Below are 20533 nucleotides of genomic sequence, written 5' to 3'. Positions count from 1 at the left end.
TCCCACACGCCACACCACCCAACCACCCATACGGCAGCCGGAAGGGAGTCCGCGGACGTGTCCTGGCTGGTCGCCCTACCGGCGCTCGACGGACGGGAGTACGTATACCGGATCCACGCACCGGCGGACGCCCTGCGTGCCGATCTCTTCTGGGCCGCGTTCCACTGCCATGACGACGGCCCGCACCCGCGCGCCTCCGACCGGTTCGACGCCGCACTGATCTGGCGGGCGGGAGCGAAGGGAACGGACCACACGGATCTGACAGTTCATCAGTATTGAATGTTCGCGTCACCGCGACTACGTTCCGCGACACCGTAACCCGCCGAGAAGGGGTGGTCGCATGGCCGAAGTCAGTGCAGAAGCACGCATCGAAGCACCAGCCGAGAAGGTCTGGGCCCAGCTGACGGACTTCACCGCGTACGGCCAGTGGAACGCCACCCACACCAGCTTCCCCAAGGGCGGCCCGACAACACTCGAACTCGCGGCCACCTACGAGGAGAACATGAAGCTCATGGGCTTCCCCGCCGAGGTGACCTGGACGGTGGCGGAGCTGGAGACCGCGCGCCTGCTGACCACCAAGGGCAAGGGTCCGATGGGCGTCAACCTGGCCATGCGCTACTCACTGACCCCCGACGGGGACGCGACCACGGTACGCATCGACGGAGAGTTCACCGGCGCCGCGGTCTCACTGATGGCGGGCAAGCTCAAGGACTCGGCAACCGCCGCGCTCGTCGAGTCGCTGCGCAAACTGGGCGGGCTCGTCGCCGCCTGACCGCCATCGGAGCGACGGGAAGGGCCTCGCGGCTCGGCCGCGAGGCCCTCGGCACCCCGCCCACGGGCTCAGTGCTCGTCGGCGAGGATCAGGTAGAGCTTCTTACGGGCTTCATTGATGACCGTGAGCGCCTTCTGGCGCTGATCGGCCGAGCCGGTCTTCCATACCTGACCGAACGCCTCCATCAGACCGAAACCGGCCTGCCGGATTTCATTGACGCTCTCCCAGTCGACTCCGCGCCCGACTTCCTCCCAGGGCGCGTCGGGGCCCGACTCCGCCTCGGTACGGCCGGTGTCGGTGAGCGTGAACAGCTTCTTGCCGCCCTCGCTCGCGCTGACGATCAGGCCCTCGTCCTCCAGCAGCTGGAGGGTCGGATAGACCGAGCCCGGACTGGGCCGCCAGGCCCCGCCGCTGCGCTCGCCGATCTCCTGGATCATCTCGTACCCGTGCATCGGCCGGTCCTTCAGCAGCGCCAGGATCGACGCACGTACGTCACCGCGGCGCGCCCTTCCCCGGCCACCGCCCCGGCCGCGTCCGCCACCGAAGGGGCCACCCCCGAAGGGACCGCCACCGAAAGGCGGACCGAACTGCCCGAAGGCCGCCCGCCGCCCCTCGAAGTCGCCCCGACCTTGATGACCGGGCCCGCAGTGCCCATGTCCGTGCCCGTGCTCATGCTCGTGTCCATGTGAACGCATCGCTACGCTCCTTCCATCGTTGATCTGTCGCGATGCGTCAACGATATATCGAGACCAGTCGCTTGGCAAACACTCTGGTCGGCCTTTGGTGTCCTCTGACAGCGAATCTCGTTCGATTTCCACTGAACTTTGACCACCGGTACGTTCCTGACACCGAACTTTGACCGGGGCGGTTGGGGGCAAGGGTGGGGGTACCGGCTCGTCTCTATGGCGACTCCGCGTTATCAACCTTTGAGCTGGAGTTTCACGGTCCTGCAGGTCGCCGTCGGCTGCCGTTGGGAGAGGCCTGGAGCGTGCGGTTCGAGGCGGCCGAGCCGGTTCGCCAGTTCCGCTGGGCGAAGGGCGGCGAGAGCTTCCCGGGCTGGTACTACGCCGCGACGACGGCTGATCATGTGGGATACGAGTCGTGGCTGGAGCGGGACCGGCTGGTCCTGCTGGATCACGATCCGAAGGTGGTCGGAATCGCCTCGCAGCCGTTCTGGCTGCACTGGCACGACGGGCGGGAGGTGCGTCGTCACGCCCCTGATTACTTCGTACGGCTCGCCGACGGTCGGGCTCGGGTGGTCGATGTACGGTCCGCCGATCGTCTGGACGAGCGGACGGAGGAGGCCTTCGAGGCCACGCGCGAGGCCTGCGGGGCGGTGGGCTGGGAGTTCGAGTGGGCGGATGCGCCGGAGCCGGTGTTCATGGCGAACGCCCGCTGGCTGGCCCGATACCGGCGCCGCCGCTCGGGGCGGCCCGCAGCGGTGGTGTCCTCGCTGATCGATGTATTCGCTGAGCCGTTGCCGCTGTGGACCGGGGCCGCGCGAGTCGGCGACCGACTGCAGGTTCTTCCGGTGCTGTTCCATCTGCTGTGGTCCGGGCGACTCAACGCAGACCTGGAGTCCGCCCTCCTGGGGACGGACAGCCTGGTCTGGACTGGGAAGCGGTCGTCGTGAGCGGGCTGAAGCGGCCAGCTCGGGATCGAAGATCGGGTCCGATTCAACGGGCAGCTTCGCGGGGTTCTCGCGGTGTCCGCCCTGGCTGTGACGTTGAGCGATGACGAACAGCCTTACCTGGTGGTGCCGTTGCTGGAGTTGTTCGAGGCCGAGGACTTCGGGGTCGTGGACACCCCGATGCGGATGCCCCTGCCTCCGGCTTCACTACTGGAGACCTTCCCGGAGGCGGTGGTGGAGAGGGCCCTGTGGTGGGAGGGGCACATCCTGGAAGTCCTGCACGGCCTGCCGCCCGGTGCCGAACCGGGCACAGCGCCACGGCCCGAGTACGGGCCGGGCCGGTCACTGACCGCCCGTCAGCGGACCAAGGCAGCCGAGCTGTCCGCTGCCGGGCACCGGGTGAGTCCCAGCACGGTCGCCCACCACCGACGCCGCCACCAGGAACACGGCGTGGTCGGCCTCGCTGACCACCGGCCTGTCCGCAAGAAGCCACAGTTCGGCGAGGTGGACGATGCGGCGGTCGAGGCGATGCGGCGGGCGATCGACGAGGCCGTGGACGCCTCAACTCGCACGGGCACGTTCCTGCTCTGGCGGACCAGCGAGATCCTCAAGGCATCGCCGGAGGGGCAGCAGGTCAAGCTGCCCTCGCAGCGGACGCTCTACCGGCTGCGGGCGAAGCTGACCGCGGGCACTCACACCACCGGCTCCGCCACGACCCGCCGGTCCCGGGCCCACGGAGCCCAAGGACCCCATGCCGAACTACCGGTGTTCGCCCCCGGCGAGGTCATGCAGATCGACTCCACCCCGCTGGACGTGCTGGTCCGGCTGGACAACGGCGTCGCCGGCAAGGTCGAACTCACAGCGATGGTCGACATCGCGACCAGGACGGTGACCGCGGCGGTGCTGCGGCCGACCACGAAGTCGGTCGACGCCAGCGTGCTACTGGCCCGCACCGTCACTCCCGAACTCATGCGGCCGGGCTGGGTGGACGCGCTGAAGATGTCCCGCTCGGTGCTACCGCACCGCAGGCTTCTGGCCCTGGACGAACGGCTGGAGCACGCCGCCGCACGGCCGGTGATCGTCCCGGAGGTGATCGTCTGCGACCACGGCAAGGCGTTCGTCTCCCGCAACTTCCGCTCGGCCTGCGGGTTTCTGGAGATCGAGTTCCAGCCGACGCACAAGGGCTCGCCTTTCGAGAAGGGGCACATCGAGAAGATGCTGGGCTCGGTGGCGACGCTGTTCGCCCAGTTCCTGCCTGGCTACACCGGCCGCAACAGTGACCACCGCGGACGTCACCTGGAGAGCGAACGTCTTTGGTCGCTGCTGGAGTTGCAGGATCTGCTGGGCGAGTGGATCGCCGCGCACTGGCAGAATCGCCCCCATGACGGCCTGCGCGACCCCGCTCATCCGGGCGGGCTGTTCACTCCGAACGAGAAGTACGCCGCCCTGGTCGAGGCCTGCGGCTACGTCCCAGTCGCGCTCAGCGGCGACGACTACGTCGAACTCCTGCCCGGCGAGTGGCGGGTGGTCAACGACTACGGTATCCGGATCAAGAACCGCACCTACGACAGCCTCGAGTTGGGGCGGATGCGCCGCCGGGACTCCGGCATCAGGGCGAAACGGGGCCTTTGAGAGGTCCACCGCGACCCCTACGACGTCTCCCGCATCTGGGTACGCGACCACCGCCGCGACAACACCTGGGTCCCAGGCCACCTGGAAATACCTCAACCGGGTCCCGGTTCCCTTCGGTGACCTGGCCTGGGACCACGTCAGCCACCAACTGCCCCGCGCCACCGAGGCGGAGATCGCCGACACAGTCGCCGCCCTGCTCACCCGGGCCTACACCGGCCCGCAGACCGAGACCGGCCCCCAATCCAGCAAACGCGACCGCCGCGTCGCCGCCCGCACGAAGGCCGCCAGCCCCGTCACACCGGCCTCCGCCGGCTCCGGCACCTCCTGCGAGGACACTCCCGAAGAGTCCGAGGACACGCTGGCCGAGGTGATCCCGCTCGGCTTGTTCGACCCGCTCGAAGACCCATGGAAGCGCCCATGACGACACCCCAGCCCCAGGAGACCGAGCGGCACCTGACCAACCTGGACGGCTGGCGCCGCTTCATCGAGGAGCCACCGCCTCCGCCGCCCCGGCTCACGGACGACGAATACGACGCCGTCGGTGAGGCCGGGCAGGCCGCGTTCGACGAGGCCCGCCTGGACCATCACGCGAGACTGCTGGTGGTCCGCACCTCCGTCGTCCGGCACACCGTGACCTGCGGCCGCGCCTGGTCCTGCTGAACCGGCACGCGATCAGCGCCCGCCGAGGGCTGATCGTCTCCGGCGCCGCCGGCACCGGCACCGGCACCGGCAAGACCATCGCGATCACCCAGCTCGGCAGGTCCCACGAACTGCTGGACCAGGCCCGCCACCCCACCGCTGCGGACCGCATCCCGGTCCTCTACATCACCGTCCCGCCCGCCGCGACACCCCGCATGATCGCAGCCGAGTTCGCCCGGTTCCTCGGCCTGCCAGTGATGGCCCGGATGAACATCACCGGCCTCATCGAGGCCGTCGTCGGGGTCTGCACCGACTCCCGCACCGGCATGGTGCTGGTCGACGACGTCACACGTCGCCGAAGAACCCAGGATCAGACGGCCCCATCTGCCGGGCGAAATCCGCAGCAACTCCGACAACCTCGCGCATCGGCACAGGCCGCCGACTCGTGGCCGCCAGATCAGCCTGAGCCTCCTCGGACCACAGGAACGGATACACAGAAATGCCCTGCGAGGGGGCGAGGGCTGCAGCTTCCTCACGCCAGCCGGGCCACCGCAGCCCGTCATAGAAGGTCTCCAACTGCCCCGAGAGCAGCCAGGAGACCCACACGGAGTGGCCCACTTCCATCGCTTCCCACTCAAGAGTGTCGGGAGCGAAGTACGTCATCTGTCCAGGTGCCCCAGGCCGGCCCATGGCCGCAGGATTGCCACCGTTCAGCGCGAAGACTCCGCCGACGACGTCGTGGCCGACGATGAGACCTGTCGCGGGATGCCAGACCGGATCGAAGTCCGCTGGGAAACGGTTGACCTGCGCCAGACTCGGGAGCCCCCCACCCGTGATTGACCCCCCGCCGAAAACTCGCACCCACCCGTTGTCCACGAGCAGTCCGCCGGTATTCAACGCCAGAGCACCCAGCACCGATCGCGCCGTGACCTGCATCTGCAGAAGGCATCGGCGACCCTCGTCAACGTCGGCAGGCAGCACCTGAACGGGCACGGAGCCCGCCGAAAGCATCTCGCGAAGCTCCGGCCACGCCGGATCATCCACATTGACCAACTCGTCGATCTCTCGCATCCGAGGATGGTCGCACCCTCCCTCATCGCCTCATCAAGCGGGCTGGACCACGCTGACCTGGAGGCCGGGGCGATGGATTGGGCAGCAGCGACCTCGTGGTCAAACTTCGCTGACAATGGTCAAGGTTCACTGTCACAGGACATTTGGGTGAGAGGTTCCGGCCGCGAAGCCGGCTTATGCACTCGGCGGAGTAGTACGCGTTGTCTGCCCGGATCTTCACCGGCCGCTGCCGACGGGACCGCGCCGGGAACGGGGCAGTCGCACAGCGCTGCGCTGCCGACGGTCTCCGTCCTCCTGGCGGGCCTGCTCGACGAACTGTCGGCCGACGCCCGGGACCTGGTGCTGGAACTCCTGCAGCAGATCGTCATGGGCGAGTCCGACGACGAGGGCGCCCTGGGGCAGACCGACCTGGGCGACCGCTGCCGGGAAGCCGCACGCACCGGTCTGTGGCTCGTCTACCGCGAACCGGTTACCCGACGCCGAGAGACAGCAAAGGCCATCCCGGAGCGCATCGAGAACGAGGGCAGCCGGTCCACGGCGAGCTGCACGAGGAGCGACCAGCCCTCGTCAGGGTCTTCTTCCTCCTCCTGCAGCCAGCGCGGCGGGATGCCGGGACCGCCGAAGAACTGCAGGCGAGTCTCAGCGCGCTCACGTCTCAGCGATGCCACCGCGTCCACCGCCGCGGTGATGTCCGGGATCCGGCCTCCCCCGGGCTCCCAGGCAGACACCACCCGCACGTTTCCCTCACCGTCCGGAACCCGCCCGACGAACGACGGCAGCGCGGCAGGCCCCTCCCGCCGCTCCACAGGAATCACAGCCCCCGGCCAACCCGCGCCGGGCGGGTCCGGAACATGGTCCGGACCCTCCGTCGGCCCCTGGGCCTGCCTGCGCACGGTCACGAAGTCGGGCACGCGCCCGCCGGGCTGGACCAGCAACGCGTTCTCCCCGGCGTCCGGCTCCCAGCTCCCGGCGACGAATCCCTCCTCGCAGTCCGCCGTGAACAGGTAAGCCAGGCGGCCGCCGGAAAGTGCGAACCACCCAAGTAACTGCATGGGCTCACCGCTCGACCGTGAAAGCGGCCAGGCCGGCTGCTCCGGCCAGACAGGCTGCCCACCGATCTTGGTCACGGCAGTGGGGCGGACCGACCTGCTGTCCCCGGGATCGGTCTCGGCCCGCTTCCGTCGTCTTGACCGGCTCGCCTATTCGCCGCTGTGCGTCGCACTCGCGGCCTCGACCGCGATCGCCTCCCGGCGCAGCCGGTAGGCGACTCACCCCGGAGGCGAAGTGGCGGCGACAGCGGCCAAGAGCAGGGGCCGGTGCGCAAGATCTGCGGCCGGAACCACTGCGGTGCCTTCCGCGACACCACCGCAAGCTCCGACGGGGCTTCTGCACCCAGCGTGCATCCGCAACGGAGCGAAGGCCGCTGTCAGACCAGGCAGAACTCGTTGCCTTCCGGGTCGGCCATCACCACATGATCGGGCCTGCCCTGCAGTTCGTCCACGTGGATCACGGTTGCACCCGCAGCAGTCAGCTGCTCCACCGCCTTGACCACACGCGGCCATCGCTCCTCCCAGGGCCTGTCACGACCGCCACCGACCTGCACGTCCAGATGCAGTCGGTTCTTCACCACCTTCGACTCCGGCACTTGCAGGAAGGACAGACCGGGGCCCACCCCGTCCGGATCGCAGAGGTAGGCGCCCTGATCCCACTCGTCCTGCGGGATCTCATGACGCGCAAACCATTCCTTCCAGCTCCCGAACCCTGCCGGCGCAGGCTTTGCCGTATAGCCCAGTGCCAGCGCCCAGAACTCGGCCAACTTCGCCGGGTGCGCGCAGTCGATCGTCAAGCTCCACCTGGTCGCCATGGGGCCTCCTCGGTCCAATGTGTGAAACGTACCGCCCGCCTCTGACACCCACGGTCGGCCGCATCGAGCCCGGCGCTCACGGCCTGACGAACAGAGCAGCACCCGGAATCGGTGGCAGCCAATCGAAGTCCTTGTCACCGTCCGGGCTTTTTCGGTCCAGCGACACAAAATTGGCCTTGGTCTGCGGCTTTCCGCCGCACGTACGGTCACGTCATGAGGATCCGAATCGTCGATACGTTCACCGACCGCCCCTTCACCGGCAACCCTGCGGGAGTCCTGCTGCTGGACTCCGACGCCTTTGCCGACGACGAACAGCTCCAGCGGATCGCCATGGAGCTGAACCTCTCCGAAACCGCCTTCGCCCACCCGCTGCCGCCGGGCGGCGACGCGGACTGGGCACTGCGCTGGTTCACCCCGACCACCGAGGTCGACATGTGCGGGCATGCCACCCTCGCGACCGCACACGTCCTGCACACCACCCAGGCGGCGAGCGGCACGGTGCGTTTCGCGGCGCGGTGCGGCATCCTCACCGCGACCGCCCACCCCGACGGCGCGGTCACGCTCGACTTCCCCACAGCCCCACTGACACCGGAGATCGCCCCGGTCGGGCTGGCCGTCGCCCTGGGCGCAGAGCCGCTCTCCGTACACGACACCGGCCCTCACATCGGCGACCTGGTCGTCGAACTGGCCGACGAGGCGACCGTACGAGGACTGACCCCGGATCTCGCCGCACTGACCCGACTCTCCCGACGGGGCATCATCGCCACGGCCGCCGCCGAGGACCCCGCCCGCGGCTACGACTTCGTCTCCCGCGGCTTCTTCCCACGCGTCGGGATCGACGAGGACCCGGTGACCGGCAGCGCCCACACCGCGCTGGCCCCCTTCTGGTCGGCCCGCTTCGGCCGTGACGAACTGACCGGACTACAGGCCTCCGCCCGCTCCGGTCTGGTCCGCACAGCGCTGCGCGGCGACCGCACCCTGCTGACCGGCAATGCCGTGACGGTCATCGACGGCGAACTGCTCACGGCGCTCTGACGCCTTCCGACGGCACCGCAGAGGGCATACACGGGCCATTCCCGTACGCCCTCTGCCCTGAACACCACCCACCGACCACCGCCGTACGCCCCCGTCGGTGAACACCGCCCAGCGACGTCCCACCACACTCACGGTGTGGGCAGCCACCCCACCTGCCCCGCAAGTAGGGCATATCCGACAAATGCCCCGATGTCGAGTAGTGCATGCGCCGCGACCAGCGGACCGACCCGGCCCCAGCGCCGGTACAGCAGCACGAAGACAACACCCATCACCATGTTGCCGATGAAGCCACCGATGCCCTGATACAGGTGGTACGAGCCACGCAGCACCGAACTCGCCACCAGGGCTGCCATCGGCGTCCACCCCAACTGTCCGAGTCTGCGCAGCAGATACCCGACGACGATCACTTCCTCCACCACGGAGTTCTGGAGCGCGGAAAGGATCAGAACCGGGAATTTCCACCACACATCGGGCAGTGATTCCGGGACCACGGTCAGATTGAAACCGGTTGCCCGCGCCACCAGGTAGAAGGCGAGCCCGGCGCTTCCGATACCCGCCGCGACCACCGCGCCGCGCCCCAGGTCCGGCCATGGCCTGGTCCGGTCGAAACCGATGGCACGCAGGCCGGTCCCCTCCCTCATCAACAGATGCGCGACGAGGGCGACGGGCACCAGAGCCGTCGCGATTCCAAAGAGCTGCCAGGCAAGATCCAGCCATGGACGCCCTGGTGCGTACGAGCTGTTGAGCGTCGCGGCCTGATGCTTCAAACCCCCTGGTTTCGTCAGTGATCCGACAAAACTGATCAGGGCAGACACCCCGCTGGCGCCCAACGAGAGAGCCAGCACCAGCACCGTTTCGGACCGCAAGATCCGTCGCGACACAGCCTCTTGGGAGAAAGATTCAGCCATGTGCCCCGCCTCCACCTGTACACCTGCCTTGAGTTGTGCATTCACGCCCCATCCCGCTCCCCGTCCCGCTAAGGTCTCGAATACAGGTACGAAGATCATGCGCGACAGGCCGGGGGACAACCACCATTGGCGATGGGTGTGGTCCCCCTTTTCCTTGTTCATCCTCAAGGAGGGGCACCACCGTCATGGGACGTCACAGCTTGCCCGACGACTACGCGGCCGATGGAAGCGGGGACGGTCCGCCGCTGCGCCGTCGGCGGACCGTAGCGATCGCGACCATGCTCGTCCTCGCGGTGGCGGCGGGAACGGCAGTCGCGGTGCAGGGCGATCTGCTGTCGTTCTCGAAGTCCTGCGAGGACTCCGCCGTACGTCTTTCCATGGCGGCCTCACCGGACATCGCCCCCGCCGTGCGTGCCGTCGCCGACAAGGCGCGCAAGGACGACCTGAGATCCGACGGCCGCTGTCTGTATGTGCGGGTGGTGGCCCGCGATTCCTACAAGGTCGCCGACGCTCTCTCCTCCGGCACCCGTACCCCGGACTACCAGATCTGGCTGCCGGACTCCGACCTCTGGCTCGACCGGGCCAAGGGCTCCGGTGACGGCATCCCGATCACACCCGGCGATTCCGTCGCCTCCTCCCCCGTCACCCTGGCCATGGTGCCGTCGGCGGCCAAGAGCCTCGGCTGGCCGAAGAAGAAGTACTCCTGGGCCGAGTTGACGGCCGCGACCACGGACTCGGACAAGGTGCGTCTCGGCGCGGCCGACCCAGCACGCAGTGCAACCGGTCTGCTCGCGCTCTCCAGCATCGGCGCTTCCTCCGAGAAGCAGGGCGGCGACAGCGACACCAGGGTCGCGGCGACCGCCAAGCTGCTGGCACAGCGCATGTCGGACGGTGACACCCAGGTGCTCGAAACTCTGGCGCAGGGCGATTCGGGCGCCGAGCAGGGGAACCCGGAGCGCAACCAGGCGGTGCTCCTCTCCGAGCAGGCCGCGTTCGCCCACAACGCGGAGTCGACCGACGGTGGAAGGCTCGATCTGTTCTACCCCAAGGACGGCACCCCGCTGCTCGACTATCCGTACACGCTGGTGGACGAGACCAGGATGAGTACCTTCGAGGGCCGGGCGGCCCTGCGGTTCATGACACTGCTGAATGGACCGGGCGCGCAAACCATCCTGAAGGAGCACGGCTTCAGAAACGTCGACGGGGCGGCCGGGGAGTCGGTGGTCGCATCGGCGGGCGGCAGGAAGCCCCAGCCGTATGCCACCGCGGCCGCCGCCGCGCCGTCCGCCGAGGCGCTCCAGCAAACGCTCGGCATGTGGACGATCACGGTGCAGAGCGCCCGGCTGACGACGGTCGTCGATGCCTCGGGTTCGATGGCCACGATCGTGCCGGGGCGCAACCAGTCCCGGATGGACGTCACGAAGGCGTCCCTGATCCAGGCCCTCAACCAGTTCACCCCGAACGACGAGATCGGTCTCTGGGAGTTCGCCACCACGCTCGACGGCGACAAGGACTACCGCAGGCTGGTGCCGACGGGTCGACTCGGGGACCCTGCGAAGGGCGGCGGCACCCACCGCGAGAGGCTCGCCGCGGCCTTCTCCGCGCTGCAGCCGGTACCAGGCGGCGCGACCGGTCTGTACGACACCACTCTGGCCGCGTACAAAGATGCCCAGGCAACGTATGTGAAGGGCAAATTCAACGCTGTGGTGATCCTCACCGACGGCTCGAACCAGGACAACCGCTCCATCTCCCGCAGTGCCCTGGTCGCGGAACTGAAGCGGATCGCCGACCCGGAACGTCCAGTGCCGCTCCTCGCCATCGCGGTCGGCCCCGAGGCCGACCGCGAAGAGGTGAACGAGATAGCGAAGGTCACCGGCGGCGGGGGCTACCAGGTCACCGACCCGGCGGAGATCCAAGCCGTGATTCTGCAGGCCGTCATGACGGCCGGGCAGAGCAACCACGCCGCCCAGGAGTAGCGCTCGGCGCGGTCGGGAACGGCAGCGGTTGTCGGCGCCCGCCACGACGGGTCACAGTGCGGGGACACCCATCGGCCAGCTGTGCACGGGTTCGCCGCTGTGCATCAGCTCGGCGTACCGACGGGTGGTCGCGGCCAGTGCCGCATTCCGGTCGAGTCCGGCCTCCCGTGCCCGGTGGTAAGTGTCCACCTGCCAGGACGCCCCATTCACCCGCCGCTTGCAGCGCTCCTCGATGACCCCGAGGTAGCGGTCGCGGTCCGCGGGCTCGATGTTCCAGGCATCGAGCCCCGCAGCGGCCAGCGGCAGCAGTTCGTCCCGTACGAGCTTGACCGCCGGCACCCGGGTCAGCCCGCCCGAACGGCCGGGACGGGGCCAGTTCAGCTCCGCGTCGATGCCATGGCGGCAGGCGGTGTCGAAGTTCTCGGCCGCTGCTGCGAACGGGAGCCTGGTCCACACCGGACGGGATTCCTCGGCGAGCGCCCGCACGAGCCCGTAGTAGAGGGCGGCGTTGGCGATCACATCGGTGACCGTGGGGCCGGCGGGCAGGACCCGGTTCTCCACCCGCAGATGGGGTACACCGTCGGCCAGTCCGTACACGGGCCGGTTCCAGCGGTAGACCGTACCGTTGTGGAGCACGAGCTCCTGCAGCCGCGGCACCCCGCCCTCGTCGAGCACCCGCAGCGGGTCCTCCTTGTCACAGATCGGCAGCAGCGGGGGGAAGTAGCGCAGATTCTCCCCGAAGAGCTCGTACGCCGAACCGACCCATCGCTCGCCGAACCAGGTCCTGGGCCGCACCCCCTGGTTCTGGAGTTCGGGCGGTCTTGTGTCCGTGGCCTGCTGGAAGAGCGGCGGCCGCGATTCCCGCCACAGCTCCCTGCCGAACAGGAAGGGCGAGTTGGCACCGAGGGCGATCTGAACCCCGGCGACAGCCTGGGCCGCGTTCCATACGGCCGCGAAACGCGCCGGTGTCACCTGCAGATGCAGCTGGACCGATGTGCAGGCGGCCTCGGGAGTGATCGAGGAGGAGGTAGAGACCAATCGTTCCACGCCTTGGATATCGAGGGAGAAATCCTCGCCCCGCGCAGCCACCATTTGATCATTCAGCAGTGTGTAGCGGTCCACGTCCGAGAGGTTCGCCGCAACGAGGTCCTCACGGCCCAGGGTGGGCAGAATTCCGATCATCATGATCCCGGCATCGACCTCGCCCGCCTTCCGATGGGCATATCCGAGGCCGGTCCTGAGCTCTTCCGCCAGCTGATCGAAAACGCGTCCGTCCAGGTGGTGCGGGACTATGTTCACCTCCAAATTGAACATCCCTAGTTCGGTCTGGAAATCACGGCTCGCGATGCGCGGGAGCACCTCCCCATTCATCATCTTCGGCATGCCGTCGGAGCCTGCCAGATTCAACTCGATCTCCATGCCCATGAGGTTGCGGGGGCGGTCGAACCTCCGCTCTGCCAGGAGCCTCTCCAGCCCCTCCAGGCACTGGTGGAGCTTCCTCCGGTACCTCTGCCGATCGGACAGATCAAAGGCGCCCGCCACGACCTTCTCCCCCATCGAAGCGTCCCTCCCTCGAGTGGGCGGCCCGCGGCCCAGGCCGCTCGCATCACGATCGATAATGCCCAGGCCGGGTGATCCATAACGCCCCCGTGAACGCCGCGCACCCAGTAATCTGAGGGCAGCCGACCGGGGCACATTCCCTCGGCATGGTGCAGTGCGCAGTTTCCGCCGCTCGAAGCGTGGTGAAAACGCCGACGCGTTTCGGCCGACCGCGTCCAGGGAAAAATCCCTGGCGGTGGCTGCGCCGCTGACGACGAATCAGCAGAATCTCCGCATAATAAAGTCCTGATACCGCCTTGTCGGCAATACCTGCGACGGCTAGTGGAATCACTGCGTGAACACGTGTCGTATAAACTTCGCGGACGAGGCAGAGAGTTGACGCACCGGCCCAGTCACCGGCCTCCTCTGGCCCCGCACGCCGACAGCGCCGTCTGCACCCGCCCACGCATCACCGTGTCTCCGAAGTGAGAGGCGACCCACTATGCCGCTGCATGTTCCCCCGGCTCCCGCGCCCGCTCTGCGCAGCGTTCTCGCGGCACTCGGTTCACCCACCGCAGTCCGCGAGGCCCGCACACCTGCCCTCCGAGCCGCCCAGGGACCACTGAGCCCCGAACTCCCGCTCCCCGTCCATGTACTGGACCGGATCGGCCCGAGCGGGCTCGCACCCGTCACCCGGCTTGCCGCGTGGCGGTTCCTGATCCGCAGCTCGGAGCAGGCCGTCGCCGCGGCAGACACCATGCTCACTCCGGACGGCTGGACCTTCTCGCACTTCTTCGAGGGCCCCTACATCGCCTCGACCGAACTCGCCGTGCGCCAGGCCGAGACGGTGACACCGCACTACCAGCCACGGCTGCTGTCCATCCCGGAGCTCTACATGCTGGCGCTGTGGCTGCACGCCGACGCCGAGGCCGACGCCTCCGGCGGGGCACTCGCCCCCGCCGATCTCCTGGTACCGCTGGCACCCGCACCGCCGGGTATCGCGGCGCATCGACCACACCGGGTCGCCGATCTGCTCCGCGTGATGACGCTGCGCATCACCCCGGGCACCGGCCCCCTGCTCGGATCACCGGCCTGACGACGGCCGCACCCCACATCACCGCGCTGTGCCCCGCCACCCTCCCCTTGAGTTCTGGTGGTGGGGCACAGTGCTGCGGGGCGCACACCCTGCCCATCTGGACTAGCCCGGTCCGGCCACCCCGAACCACCCGAAGTGACAGTGCAGTTGCGGTGAACCGTCCGGCCGGGTGACACGTCCTTGGAGTAAGGAGAAGTGCTGCTGCGAAATCCCTGCGGATTGACGCCCGTGGGGCAACACTGGGACCGGACCGATCGATACGGGGGGGCGGCCATGAACACCTCATCAAGCCGCAGGACATTCACCACAACGCAGCGAAAGAACCCATCCATGTGCCAGCATCAGCCACCATGCCCGACCGCCGACTCAGCCGACCGGGAAGCCGCCCGCCTGACGGCACACCATCCGGAACAGGGCTGGAGCCTGCTGTGCAACGGCGTCCTGCTCTTCGAGGACACCGGTGAGCTGCTCCCGGACGGGCAGATCATCGCCCCGCACCGGCCCCTGCAGACCGGCCGGGTGATGAAGGCCGCCTGACCGCGGCCGGTACGAACTGGGGCCGGCCCGGAGAACTCTCCGCACCGGCCCCGACGCATGTCCGCGTCACGCCCTACCGCTCATGCCTCAGTTGTCGTACTCGTCCAGCGGCGGGCAGGAGCAGACGAGGTTGCGGTCACCAAAGGCACCGTCGATCCGGCGCACCGGCGGCCAGTACTTGTCGGAGGCCGAGACTCCGGCCGGGAAGACCGCCACCTCACGGCTGTAACCGTGGTCCCACTCCCCGCCCAGCATCGCCGCGGTGTGCGGAGCGTTGCTCAGCGGGTTGTCGTCCGCGCTCCACTCGCCGGAGGCCACCTTCTCGACCTCGCCACGAATGGCGATCATCGTGTCGCAGAATCGGTCGAGCTCCGCGAGGTTCTCGCTCTCGGTCGGCTCGATCATCAGCGTCCCGGCGACCGGGAACGACATGGTGGGCGAGTGGAAGCCGTAGTCGATCAGACGCTTGGCAATGTCGTCGACGCTGACGCCGGTGGCCTTGGAGATCGGCCGCAGGTCCACGATGCACTCGTGCGCGACGAGCCCGGCCGGGCCGTTGTACAGGATCGGGTAGTGCGGTTCGAGACGCTTGGCAATGTAGTTGGCAGCGAGTACGGCAACCTGCGTCGCACGCTTCAGGCCCTCCCCGCCCATCAGGCGTACGTACGCCCAGGAGATGGGGAGAATACCGGCCGAGCCCCACGGAGCGGCCGAGATCGGTCCGACACCGGTCTCGGGGCCCGCCGCGGGCTGCAGCGGGTGGTTCGGCAGGTACGGCGCGAGGTGCGCGCGGACACCGACCGGGCCGACGCCGGGACCGCCGCCGCCATGCGGGATGCAGAAGGTCTTGTGCAGGTTCAGGTGCGAGACGTCGCCGCCGAACCGTCCCGGCTTGGCGAGGCCGACCAGCGCGTTGAGGTTGGCACCGTCGACGTAGACCTGACCGCCGGCGTCGTGCACCTCGGCGCAGATGTCGGCGACGTGCTCCTCGAACACACCGTGCGTCGACGGGTACGTGATCATGAGCACGGCAAGCTCGTCGCGGTGCTTCTCGATCTTGGCGCGGAGGTCCTCGATGTCGACCTCGCCGTCGTCGGCGGTCTTCACCACGACGACCTTCATGCCGGCCATCACGGCGCTGGCGGCGTTGGTGCCGTGCGCGGAGGACGGGATGAGGCAGATGGTCCGCTGGTCGTCGCCGTTGGCCCGGTGGTACGCACGCACGGCCAGGAGGCCGGCGAACTCGCCCTGCGATCCGGCGTTCGGCTGGATCGAGACCGCGTCGTACCCGGTGACCTCGGCGAGGCGCTCCTCAAGCTCACGGATGAGGGTGAGGAAGCCCTGCGCCTGCTCGGCCGGCGCGAAGGGGTGCATGGCGCCGAACTCGGGCCAGGTGATCGACTCCATCTCGGTGGTCGCGTTCAGCTTCATGGTGCAGGAGCCGAGCGGGATCATTCCACGGTCCAGGGCGTAGTCCCGGTCGGCGAGCTTGCGCAGGTAGCGCAGCATCGCGGTCTCGGAACGGTGCTGGTGGAAGACCGGGTGGGCGAGGATCTCGCCGGTGCGCAGCAGGCCCTCGGGCAGTGCGTCGGCGGTCGCGGCGTCCAGTGCCTCGATATCCCCGTCGGCGCCGAACGCGGCCCAGACGGCGGCGATCTGCGCACGCGTAGTGGTCTCGTCGCAGGCGAGGGAGACCAGGTCTGCGTCGACGAGCCGCAGATTGACACCGCGCTCGCGGGCGCCGGCCACGACATCGGCGGCCTTCCCCGGGACACGCACGGTGAGGGTGTCGAAGTAGGCGCCGGTCACGACGTCGATACCGGAGGCGCGCAGGCCCTCGGCCAGGATCGTCGCATAGCGGTGGGTGCGCTGAGCGATCATCCGCAGCCCGTCCGGGCCGTGGTAGACGGCGTACATCCCGGCCATGACGGCGAGCAGCACCTGAGCGGTACAGATGTTGCTGGTGGCCTTCTCGCGGCGGATGTGCTGCTCGCGGGTCTGCAGGGCCAGCCGGTATGCCTTGCTGCCGTCCGCGTCGACGGAAACGCCGACGAGGCGGCCCGGCAGGCTGCGGGCGAACTTCTCGCGTACGGCCATGAAGCCTGCGTGCGGTCCCCCGAAACCCATCGGTACACCGAAGCGCTGCGTGGTGCCGACCGCGATGTCCGCACCCAGGTCGCCCGGTGAGGTGAGCAGGGTCAGGGCCAGCAGGTCGGCGGCGACCGTGACGATCGCGCCGAGCTCGTGAGCCTGCTCGATGACGGGCTTGATGTTCCGTACCGCCCCGGAGGCGCCCGGGTACTGCACCAGGACACCGAAGACGCCGCGCTCGGCGATCTCCGCCGGGATGCCGTCGGAGAGGTCGGCGACAACGACCTCGACACCGGTCGGCTCGGCGCGGGTCTCGATGACGGCGATCGTCTGCGGCAGCGCGTCGGCGTCGACCAGGAAGACACCGTTCTTGACCTTGCCGACACGCCGCGCGAGCGCCATGGCCTCGGCGGCCGCGGTGCCCTCGTCGAGCAGCGAGGCGCCGGAGGTGGGCAGCCCGGTCAGCTCGGCGACCATCGTCTGGAAATTGAGGAGCGCCTCCAGGCGGCCCTGCGAGATCTCCGGCTGGTAGGGCGTGTAGGCCGTGTACCAGGCGGGGTTCTCCATGACGTTGCGGAGAATCACCGGCGGGGTGAAGGTGCCGTAGTAGCCGAGCCCGATCATCGGGGCCAGCACCTGGTTGCGGTCGGCGAGGGAGCGCAGCTCCGCCAGGACCTCGGCCTCGGTGCGGGCGGTCGGCAGCTGCAGCGCCTCCGCGCTCTTGATGACATCGGGCACCGCTGCCGCGGTCAGCTCGTCCAGCGAGCCGTAACCGATCTGAGCGAGCATCTTCGACTGCGCCTCGGCATCGGGACCGATGTGGCGCTGTTCGAACGGAATGCCCTGCTCCAGCTGCGAGAGCGGAGTGCGACGGGGGGTCATGGTGGAGGCCTCCTGGTCTGTCACGACCTGCGAGGGGCACCACGGCGCGGGTGCCCGAACGGCCTCCCCCTCTGTCATCTCAACCTGAGAGCTTCACCGGCGCGCCCTGCGGCGTACCAGCTTTCACCGTCGGTGAGGAAGGGAACCGTACCGGCACTCGGCCGCACGAAACCCGCCCTGCTTTCCAGAGTGACCTCGTCCGTGCGGTACGGGGGCCTGAGAGATTCCGGGGAGGATTTGCTCCTTCGGCGCCTTCGGATTCGCTCCGGAGGACTCTCCCGCACGGGGTCAGCAGCCATCACCAGCCTACCAGCGGGGTCGCGGCGGAATTCTCGAGTGGCCAACCCCCCGGATCTGCACTTCTGTAGTGCTTGTGGAGTAGCCGCGACCAGTGGGAGGGACAGTGCAGACCGACATCGATCCGCGCAGCCTGATCGGCCGCAAAGCGTTCGACCGCAAGGGCACCAAGATCGGAACCGTGGACGAGGTGTACCTCGACGACGCGACCGGTGTGCCCGAGTGGGCGGCCGTACGTACCGGACTGTTCAGCCGGGACGCGTTCGTCCCGCTGGAGCCCAGCGAATTCGTGGAGGATTCGCTCCGCGTCCCCTTCGACCGTGCGCTGATCAAGGACGCGCCAGACTTCGGCGTAGGCCGCCATCTCTCGCCGGAACAGGAGCTCCAGCTCTACCGGCACTACGGTCTGGACTCCCCGCCCGAGGAGACCGGCCCGGACAGGGACTTCGGCAGACTGGCCGGCCAGGACGAGTAGTCCACCGGGTTCCGCACCAGCGGCAGCGGGTCGGCCGGCTGCAGTTCCGGATCGTCGATACGGAACGTACGCACCCGGCCGGGCGCCGATTCGGGTTCCTCGAACCGCACCGTCACCCGGCCGACACCGCTGCCCTGCACCCAGCCATGGCCGTAGGTGTCATGACGTACGTCGTGTCCGGCGGGCCAGCGCCGTGCGGCGAGCTGCTCGGCGGTCTCCTCGGCCTCCTCCCGCGCACCGTCCACCGGCTCGTCCCCGTCGCCCCCCGCCGCTGTCTCCTCCTCGGCGGCTTCCCCGGTTGCGGCCTGCTCACCGGCGGCCTGGGCGAAGAGGTCTTCCTGCGTGTAGTCGGCAAGCCCCGTGACGCCCACCCCCAGGAGCCGTACCCCTCCGGTGGTGTCCACGGCCTCCAGGAGCCGTGCGGCGGCCTCCCGGACCACCGTCGGGTCGTCCGTGGGCCCACGCAGCGTCTCGGACCTCGTGAGCGTGGAGAAGTCGTACCGCCGTACCTTCAGCACCACCGTCCGCCCGGACCGCCCCGCGCCCCGCAGTCGCTGGACACATCGGTCGGCCAGCCGTTCCACTTCCGTCCTGACCCGCACCCGGTCGTGCAGATCCGCGTCGAAGGTGTCCTCGACCGACACCGATTTCGCGTCCCGCTCCGCGACCACGGGCCGGTCGTCGTACCCGAACGCCATGCGGTGCAGCGAGCCGCCGTGCGCCTTCCCCAGCAGCCGTACGAGCTCCGCCTCACCCGCCTCGACCAGGTCATTGACCGTCGTCATCCCGGCGCGGCGCAAATGGTCCGCCGTCGCGGGCCCGACGCCGGGGAGGATCCGTACCGACATGGGCGCGAGCAGTTTCCGCTCCGTCCCCGGCTCTATGAGCAGCAGCCCGTTCGGTTTCGCCTCCTCCGAAGCGATCTTGGCCAGCATCTTGGAGCCGGCGAGCCCAACCGAGCCGGTGAGCCCTGTGACCGCCTTGATGGCCGTACGCAGCTGCTCACCGATCTCCAGCGCGGAAGCGGCGTCATCGGCCGTGCCACCCGCTTCGAGGTCCACAAAAGCCTCGTCCAGGCTGAGCGGCTCCACCAGCGGGGAGAGTCGCGCCAGCAGCCCCATCACCTGGTCACTGACCGTCCGGTACAGCAGGAAGCGGGGCACCAGATAGGCCGCGTTGGGAGCCAGCCGCCGCGCCTGCGCCGTGGGCATCGCCGAGTGCACTCCGAAGCGCCGTGCCTCGTACGACGCGGTGGCGACGACTCCGCGCGGTCCCAGCCCGCCCACCACGACCGGTTTGCCGCGCAGGCTGGGCTTCGCCGCCTGCTCGGCAGAGGCGTAGAAGGCATCCATGTCCAGATGCAGGATGGTGGGCGCGGCTCTCACATCAATCGATGCTGTCCTACGGCACTGACAATCGCCGCGCCCGATTCCCCGGCCGGGTCAGCCGGCGCGGTTGCGTCGGCGCGCGAGCTCATCGGTGGGGTTGTTCCCGACCAGCGTCTCGCCGGTGTCCACCCGCTCACCGTGCAGCTGTGACAGGGCGGCGTCGACGTCCTGCCACACCACACCCACGGCGATACCGAAGACCCCCTGGCCGCCCTGGAGCAGATCGACGACCTCGTCGGGCGAGGAGCACTCGTAGACCGTCGCCCCGTCGCTCATCAGCGTCATCCGCTCAAGATCCTGGAAACCGCGGGCCCGCAGATGCTGAACCGTGGTGCGGATGTTCTGCAGGGCGACGCCCGTGTCCAGGAAACGCTTCACGATCTTCAGCAGGACAACGTCCCGGAAGCTGTAGAGCCGCTGTGTCCCCGAGCCGTATGCCGGACGCACGCTCGGCTCGACCAGCCCCGTGCGCGCCCAGTAGTCGAGCTGCCGATAGGTGATCCCCGCGGCCGCGCAAGCTGTCGGCCCGCGATAGCCGATGTCGTTGGCCGATGCCACGCCGCTCCCCGCCACCGCCGCCGGTTCAACCGGTTGCCTGATGGTGTGGCCGGCTGTACTCCCCTGCTGCGGATACGGCCCACCTGCTGCCGTACCGTCGCCGCTGCTTCTCACGCCGACCTCCGTCCTTGACCTGCCATCTC

General features: G+C 68.7%; 18 protein-coding genes, 2 pseudogenes and 1 riboswitch. Of the genes and pseudogenes, 11 read left to right on the top strand and 9 right to left on the bottom strand.

Going from position 1 to position 20533, the window contains the following annotated elements; genetic code table 11:
- The first annotated feature begins 57 nt into the window (after positions 1-57).
- Together OG609_RS34420 and OG609_RS34415 are read left to right on the top strand one after the other, a co-directional pair.
- Positions 58-279, top strand: a complete 222-nt coding sequence (locus tag OG609_RS34420; RefSeq protein WP_327276399.1) for a hypothetical protein — start codon at positions 58-60, stop codon at positions 277-279.
- A 61-nt stretch (positions 280-340) separates the two neighbouring features.
- A complete protein-coding gene (locus tag OG609_RS34415; RefSeq protein ID WP_327276398.1) occupies positions 341-772 on the top strand; it encodes a type II toxin-antitoxin system Rv0910 family toxin in 432 nt (143 codons plus the stop codon).
- Between the two features lie 68 nt (positions 773-840).
- On the opposite strand, the gene OG609_RS34410 is transcribed toward OG609_RS34415, so the two are convergent.
- Complete coding sequence (locus OG609_RS34410; RefSeq protein ID WP_327276397.1) at positions 841-1467, bottom strand: PadR family transcriptional regulator; 627 nt, start codon at positions 1465-1467, stop codon at positions 841-843.
- A 293-nt stretch (positions 1468-1760) separates the two neighbouring features.
- On the opposite strand from OG609_RS34410, the gene OG609_RS34405 reads away from it, so the two are divergent.
- The 3 genes and pseudogenes from OG609_RS34405 to OG609_RS34395 form a co-directional block, all read left to right on the top strand.
- Positions 1761-2405 carry a TnsA-like heteromeric transposase endonuclease subunit gene (locus OG609_RS34405; protein ID WP_327276396.1) on the top strand — a complete coding sequence of 215 codons (645 nt, stop codon included), beginning with the start codon at positions 1761-1763 and terminating at the stop codon, positions 2403-2405.
- Between the two features lie 525 nt (positions 2406-2930).
- Positions 2931-4455: pseudogene (locus tag OG609_RS34400) on the top strand (Mu transposase C-terminal domain-containing protein).
- Positions 4440-5020, top strand: a pseudogene (locus OG609_RS34395) (ATP/GTP-binding protein); the annotation flags it as partial. The pseudogenes OG609_RS34400 and OG609_RS34395, both read left to right, overlap by 16 nt.
- Here OG609_RS34395 and OG609_RS34390 read toward each other — a convergent pair.
- Both OG609_RS34390 and OG609_RS34385 read right to left on the bottom strand, forming a co-directional pair.
- On the bottom strand, positions 5019-5744 hold the full coding sequence (locus OG609_RS34390) for a DUF2625 domain-containing protein (RefSeq protein WP_327276394.1): 726 nt from the start codon (positions 5742-5744) through the stop codon (positions 5019-5021). The pseudogene OG609_RS34395 and the gene OG609_RS34390 sit on opposite strands and share 2 nt — an antisense overlap.
- A gap of 455 nt (positions 5745-6199) precedes the next feature.
- The gene (locus tag OG609_RS34385) at positions 6200-6796 is read right to left on the bottom strand and encodes a hypothetical protein (RefSeq protein WP_327276393.1); all 597 of its coding nucleotides are present in this window, start codon (positions 6794-6796) and stop codon (positions 6200-6202) included.
- Between the two features lie 67 nt (positions 6797-6863).
- On the opposite strand from OG609_RS34385, the gene OG609_RS34380 reads away from it, so the two are divergent.
- Positions 6864-7007 (top strand): hypothetical protein, encoded by a 144-nt coding sequence (locus OG609_RS34380; protein WP_327276392.1) that lies wholly within the window; start codon positions 6864-6866, stop codon positions 7005-7007.
- A 163-nt stretch (positions 7008-7170) separates the two neighbouring features.
- On the opposite strand, the gene OG609_RS34375 is transcribed toward OG609_RS34380, so the two are convergent.
- Positions 7171-7608, bottom strand: coding sequence for a VOC family protein (locus OG609_RS34375; RefSeq protein WP_327276391.1), 438 nt, complete (start codon positions 7606-7608; stop codon positions 7171-7173).
- Positions 7609-7821: 213 nt separating this feature from the next.
- Here OG609_RS34375 and OG609_RS34370 point away from each other — a divergent pair, with 213 nt between their 5' ends.
- Positions 7822-8643: a PhzF family phenazine biosynthesis protein gene (locus OG609_RS34370; RefSeq protein WP_327276390.1), complete on the top strand. Its 822-nt coding sequence runs from the start codon at positions 7822-7824 to the stop codon at positions 8641-8643.
- A 128-nt stretch (positions 8644-8771) separates the two neighbouring features.
- On the opposite strand, the gene OG609_RS34365 is transcribed toward OG609_RS34370, so the two are convergent.
- Complete coding sequence (locus OG609_RS34365; RefSeq protein ID WP_327278286.1) at positions 8772-9551, bottom strand: CPBP family intramembrane glutamic endopeptidase; 780 nt, start codon at positions 9549-9551, stop codon at positions 8772-8774.
- Between the two features lie 185 nt (positions 9552-9736).
- On the opposite strand from OG609_RS34365, the gene OG609_RS34360 reads away from it, so the two are divergent.
- Positions 9737-11527 (top strand): substrate-binding and VWA domain-containing protein, encoded by a 1791-nt coding sequence (locus tag OG609_RS34360; protein ID WP_327276389.1) that lies wholly within the window; start codon positions 9737-9739, stop codon positions 11525-11527.
- 51 nt (positions 11528-11578) lie between these two features.
- Here the strand turns inward: OG609_RS34360 and OG609_RS34355 are convergent, their stop codons facing one another.
- Entirely contained in the window at positions 11579-13084 is a 1506-nt protein-coding gene (locus OG609_RS34355; protein WP_327276388.1) for a glutamate-cysteine ligase family protein, read from the bottom strand.
- A gap of 484 nt (positions 13085-13568) precedes the next feature.
- On the opposite strand from OG609_RS34355, the gene OG609_RS34350 reads away from it, so the two are divergent.
- A complete protein-coding gene (locus OG609_RS34350) occupies positions 13569-14162 on the top strand; it encodes a hypothetical protein (protein ID WP_327276387.1) in 594 nt (197 codons plus the stop codon).
- 330 nt (positions 14163-14492) lie between these two features.
- Positions 14493-14699, top strand: coding sequence for a DUF5999 family protein (locus OG609_RS34345; RefSeq protein ID WP_327276386.1), 207 nt, complete (start codon positions 14493-14495; stop codon positions 14697-14699).
- A gap of 87 nt (positions 14700-14786) precedes the next feature.
- Here OG609_RS34345 and gcvP read toward each other — a convergent pair whose 3' ends face one another.
- Entirely contained in the window at positions 14787-17672 is a 2886-nt protein-coding gene (gene gcvP / locus OG609_RS34340) for an aminomethyl-transferring glycine dehydrogenase (RefSeq protein ID WP_327276385.1), read from the bottom strand.
- Positions 17673-17866: 194 nt separating this feature from the next.
- Positions 17867-17963: riboswitch (glycine riboswitch) on the bottom strand.
- A 112-nt stretch (positions 17964-18075) separates the two neighbouring features.
- Here gcvP and OG609_RS34335 point away from each other — a divergent pair.
- Entirely contained in the window at positions 18076-18444 is a 369-nt protein-coding gene (locus OG609_RS34335; protein WP_327276384.1) for a PRC-barrel domain-containing protein, read from the top strand.
- On the opposite strand, the gene OG609_RS34330 is transcribed toward OG609_RS34335, so the two are convergent.
- On the bottom strand, positions 18369-19829 hold the full coding sequence (locus OG609_RS34330; RefSeq protein WP_327276383.1) for a DNA polymerase IV: 1461 nt from the start codon (positions 19827-19829) through the stop codon (positions 18369-18371). The two genes, OG609_RS34335 and OG609_RS34330, sit on opposite strands and share 76 nt — an antisense overlap.
- A 57-nt stretch (positions 19830-19886) precedes the next feature.
- Positions 19887-20504 carry a MerR family transcriptional regulator gene (locus OG609_RS34325; RefSeq protein ID WP_327276382.1) on the bottom strand — a complete coding sequence of 206 codons (618 nt, stop codon included), beginning with the start codon at positions 20502-20504 and terminating at the stop codon, positions 19887-19889.
- Positions 20505-20533 lie beyond the last annotated feature (29 nt).

Source organism: Streptomyces sp. NBC_01224 (assembly GCF_036002945.1).
GTDB lineage: Bacteria > Actinomycetota > Actinomycetes > Streptomycetales > Streptomycetaceae > Streptomyces.
Note: the sequence above shows the minus strand (reverse complement) of the source record. Positions and strands in the feature narration are given on the sequence as shown.

What these genes read in the sequence shown, in the direction of transcription:
- OG609_RS34415 (WP_327276398.1), top strand. Translation starts at nt 341, where the DNA reads ATGGCCGAAGTCAGTGCAGAAGCACGCATCGAAGCACCAGCCGAGAAG.
- OG609_RS34410 (WP_327276397.1), bottom strand. Translation starts at nt 1,467, where the DNA reads ATGCGTTCACATGGACACGAGCATGAGCACGGGCACGGACATGGGCAC.
- OG609_RS34390 (WP_327276394.1), bottom strand. Translation starts at nt 5,744, where the DNA reads ATGCGAGAGATCGACGAGTTGGTCAATGTGGATGATCCGGCGTGGCCG.
- OG609_RS34385 (WP_327276393.1), bottom strand. Translation starts at nt 6,796, where the DNA reads ATGCAGTTACTTGGGTGGTTCGCACTTTCCGGCGGCCGCCTGGCTTAC.
- OG609_RS34375 (WP_327276391.1), bottom strand. Translation starts at nt 7,608, where the DNA reads ATGGCGACCAGGTGGAGCTTGACGATCGACTGCGCGCACCCGGCGAAG.
- OG609_RS34370 (WP_327276390.1), top strand. Translation starts at nt 7,822, where the DNA reads ATGAGGATCCGAATCGTCGATACGTTCACCGACCGCCCCTTCACCGGC.
- OG609_RS34365 (WP_327278286.1), bottom strand. Translation starts at nt 9,551, where the DNA reads ATGGCTGAATCTTTCTCCCAAGAGGCTGTGTCGCGACGGATCTTGCGG.
- OG609_RS34360 (WP_327276389.1), top strand. Translation starts at nt 9,737, where the DNA reads ATGGGACGTCACAGCTTGCCCGACGACTACGCGGCCGATGGAAGCGGG.
- OG609_RS34355 (WP_327276388.1), bottom strand. Translation starts at nt 13,084, where the DNA reads ATGGGGGAGAAGGTCGTGGCGGGCGCCTTTGATCTGTCCGATCGGCAG.
- OG609_RS34350 (WP_327276387.1), top strand. Translation starts at nt 13,569, where the DNA reads ATGCCGCTGCATGTTCCCCCGGCTCCCGCGCCCGCTCTGCGCAGCGTT.
- OG609_RS34345 (WP_327276386.1), top strand. Translation starts at nt 14,493, where the DNA reads ATGTGCCAGCATCAGCCACCATGCCCGACCGCCGACTCAGCCGACCGG.
- gcvP (WP_327276385.1), bottom strand. Translation starts at nt 17,672, where the DNA reads ATGACCCCCCGTCGCACTCCGCTCTCGCAGCTGGAGCAGGGCATTCCG.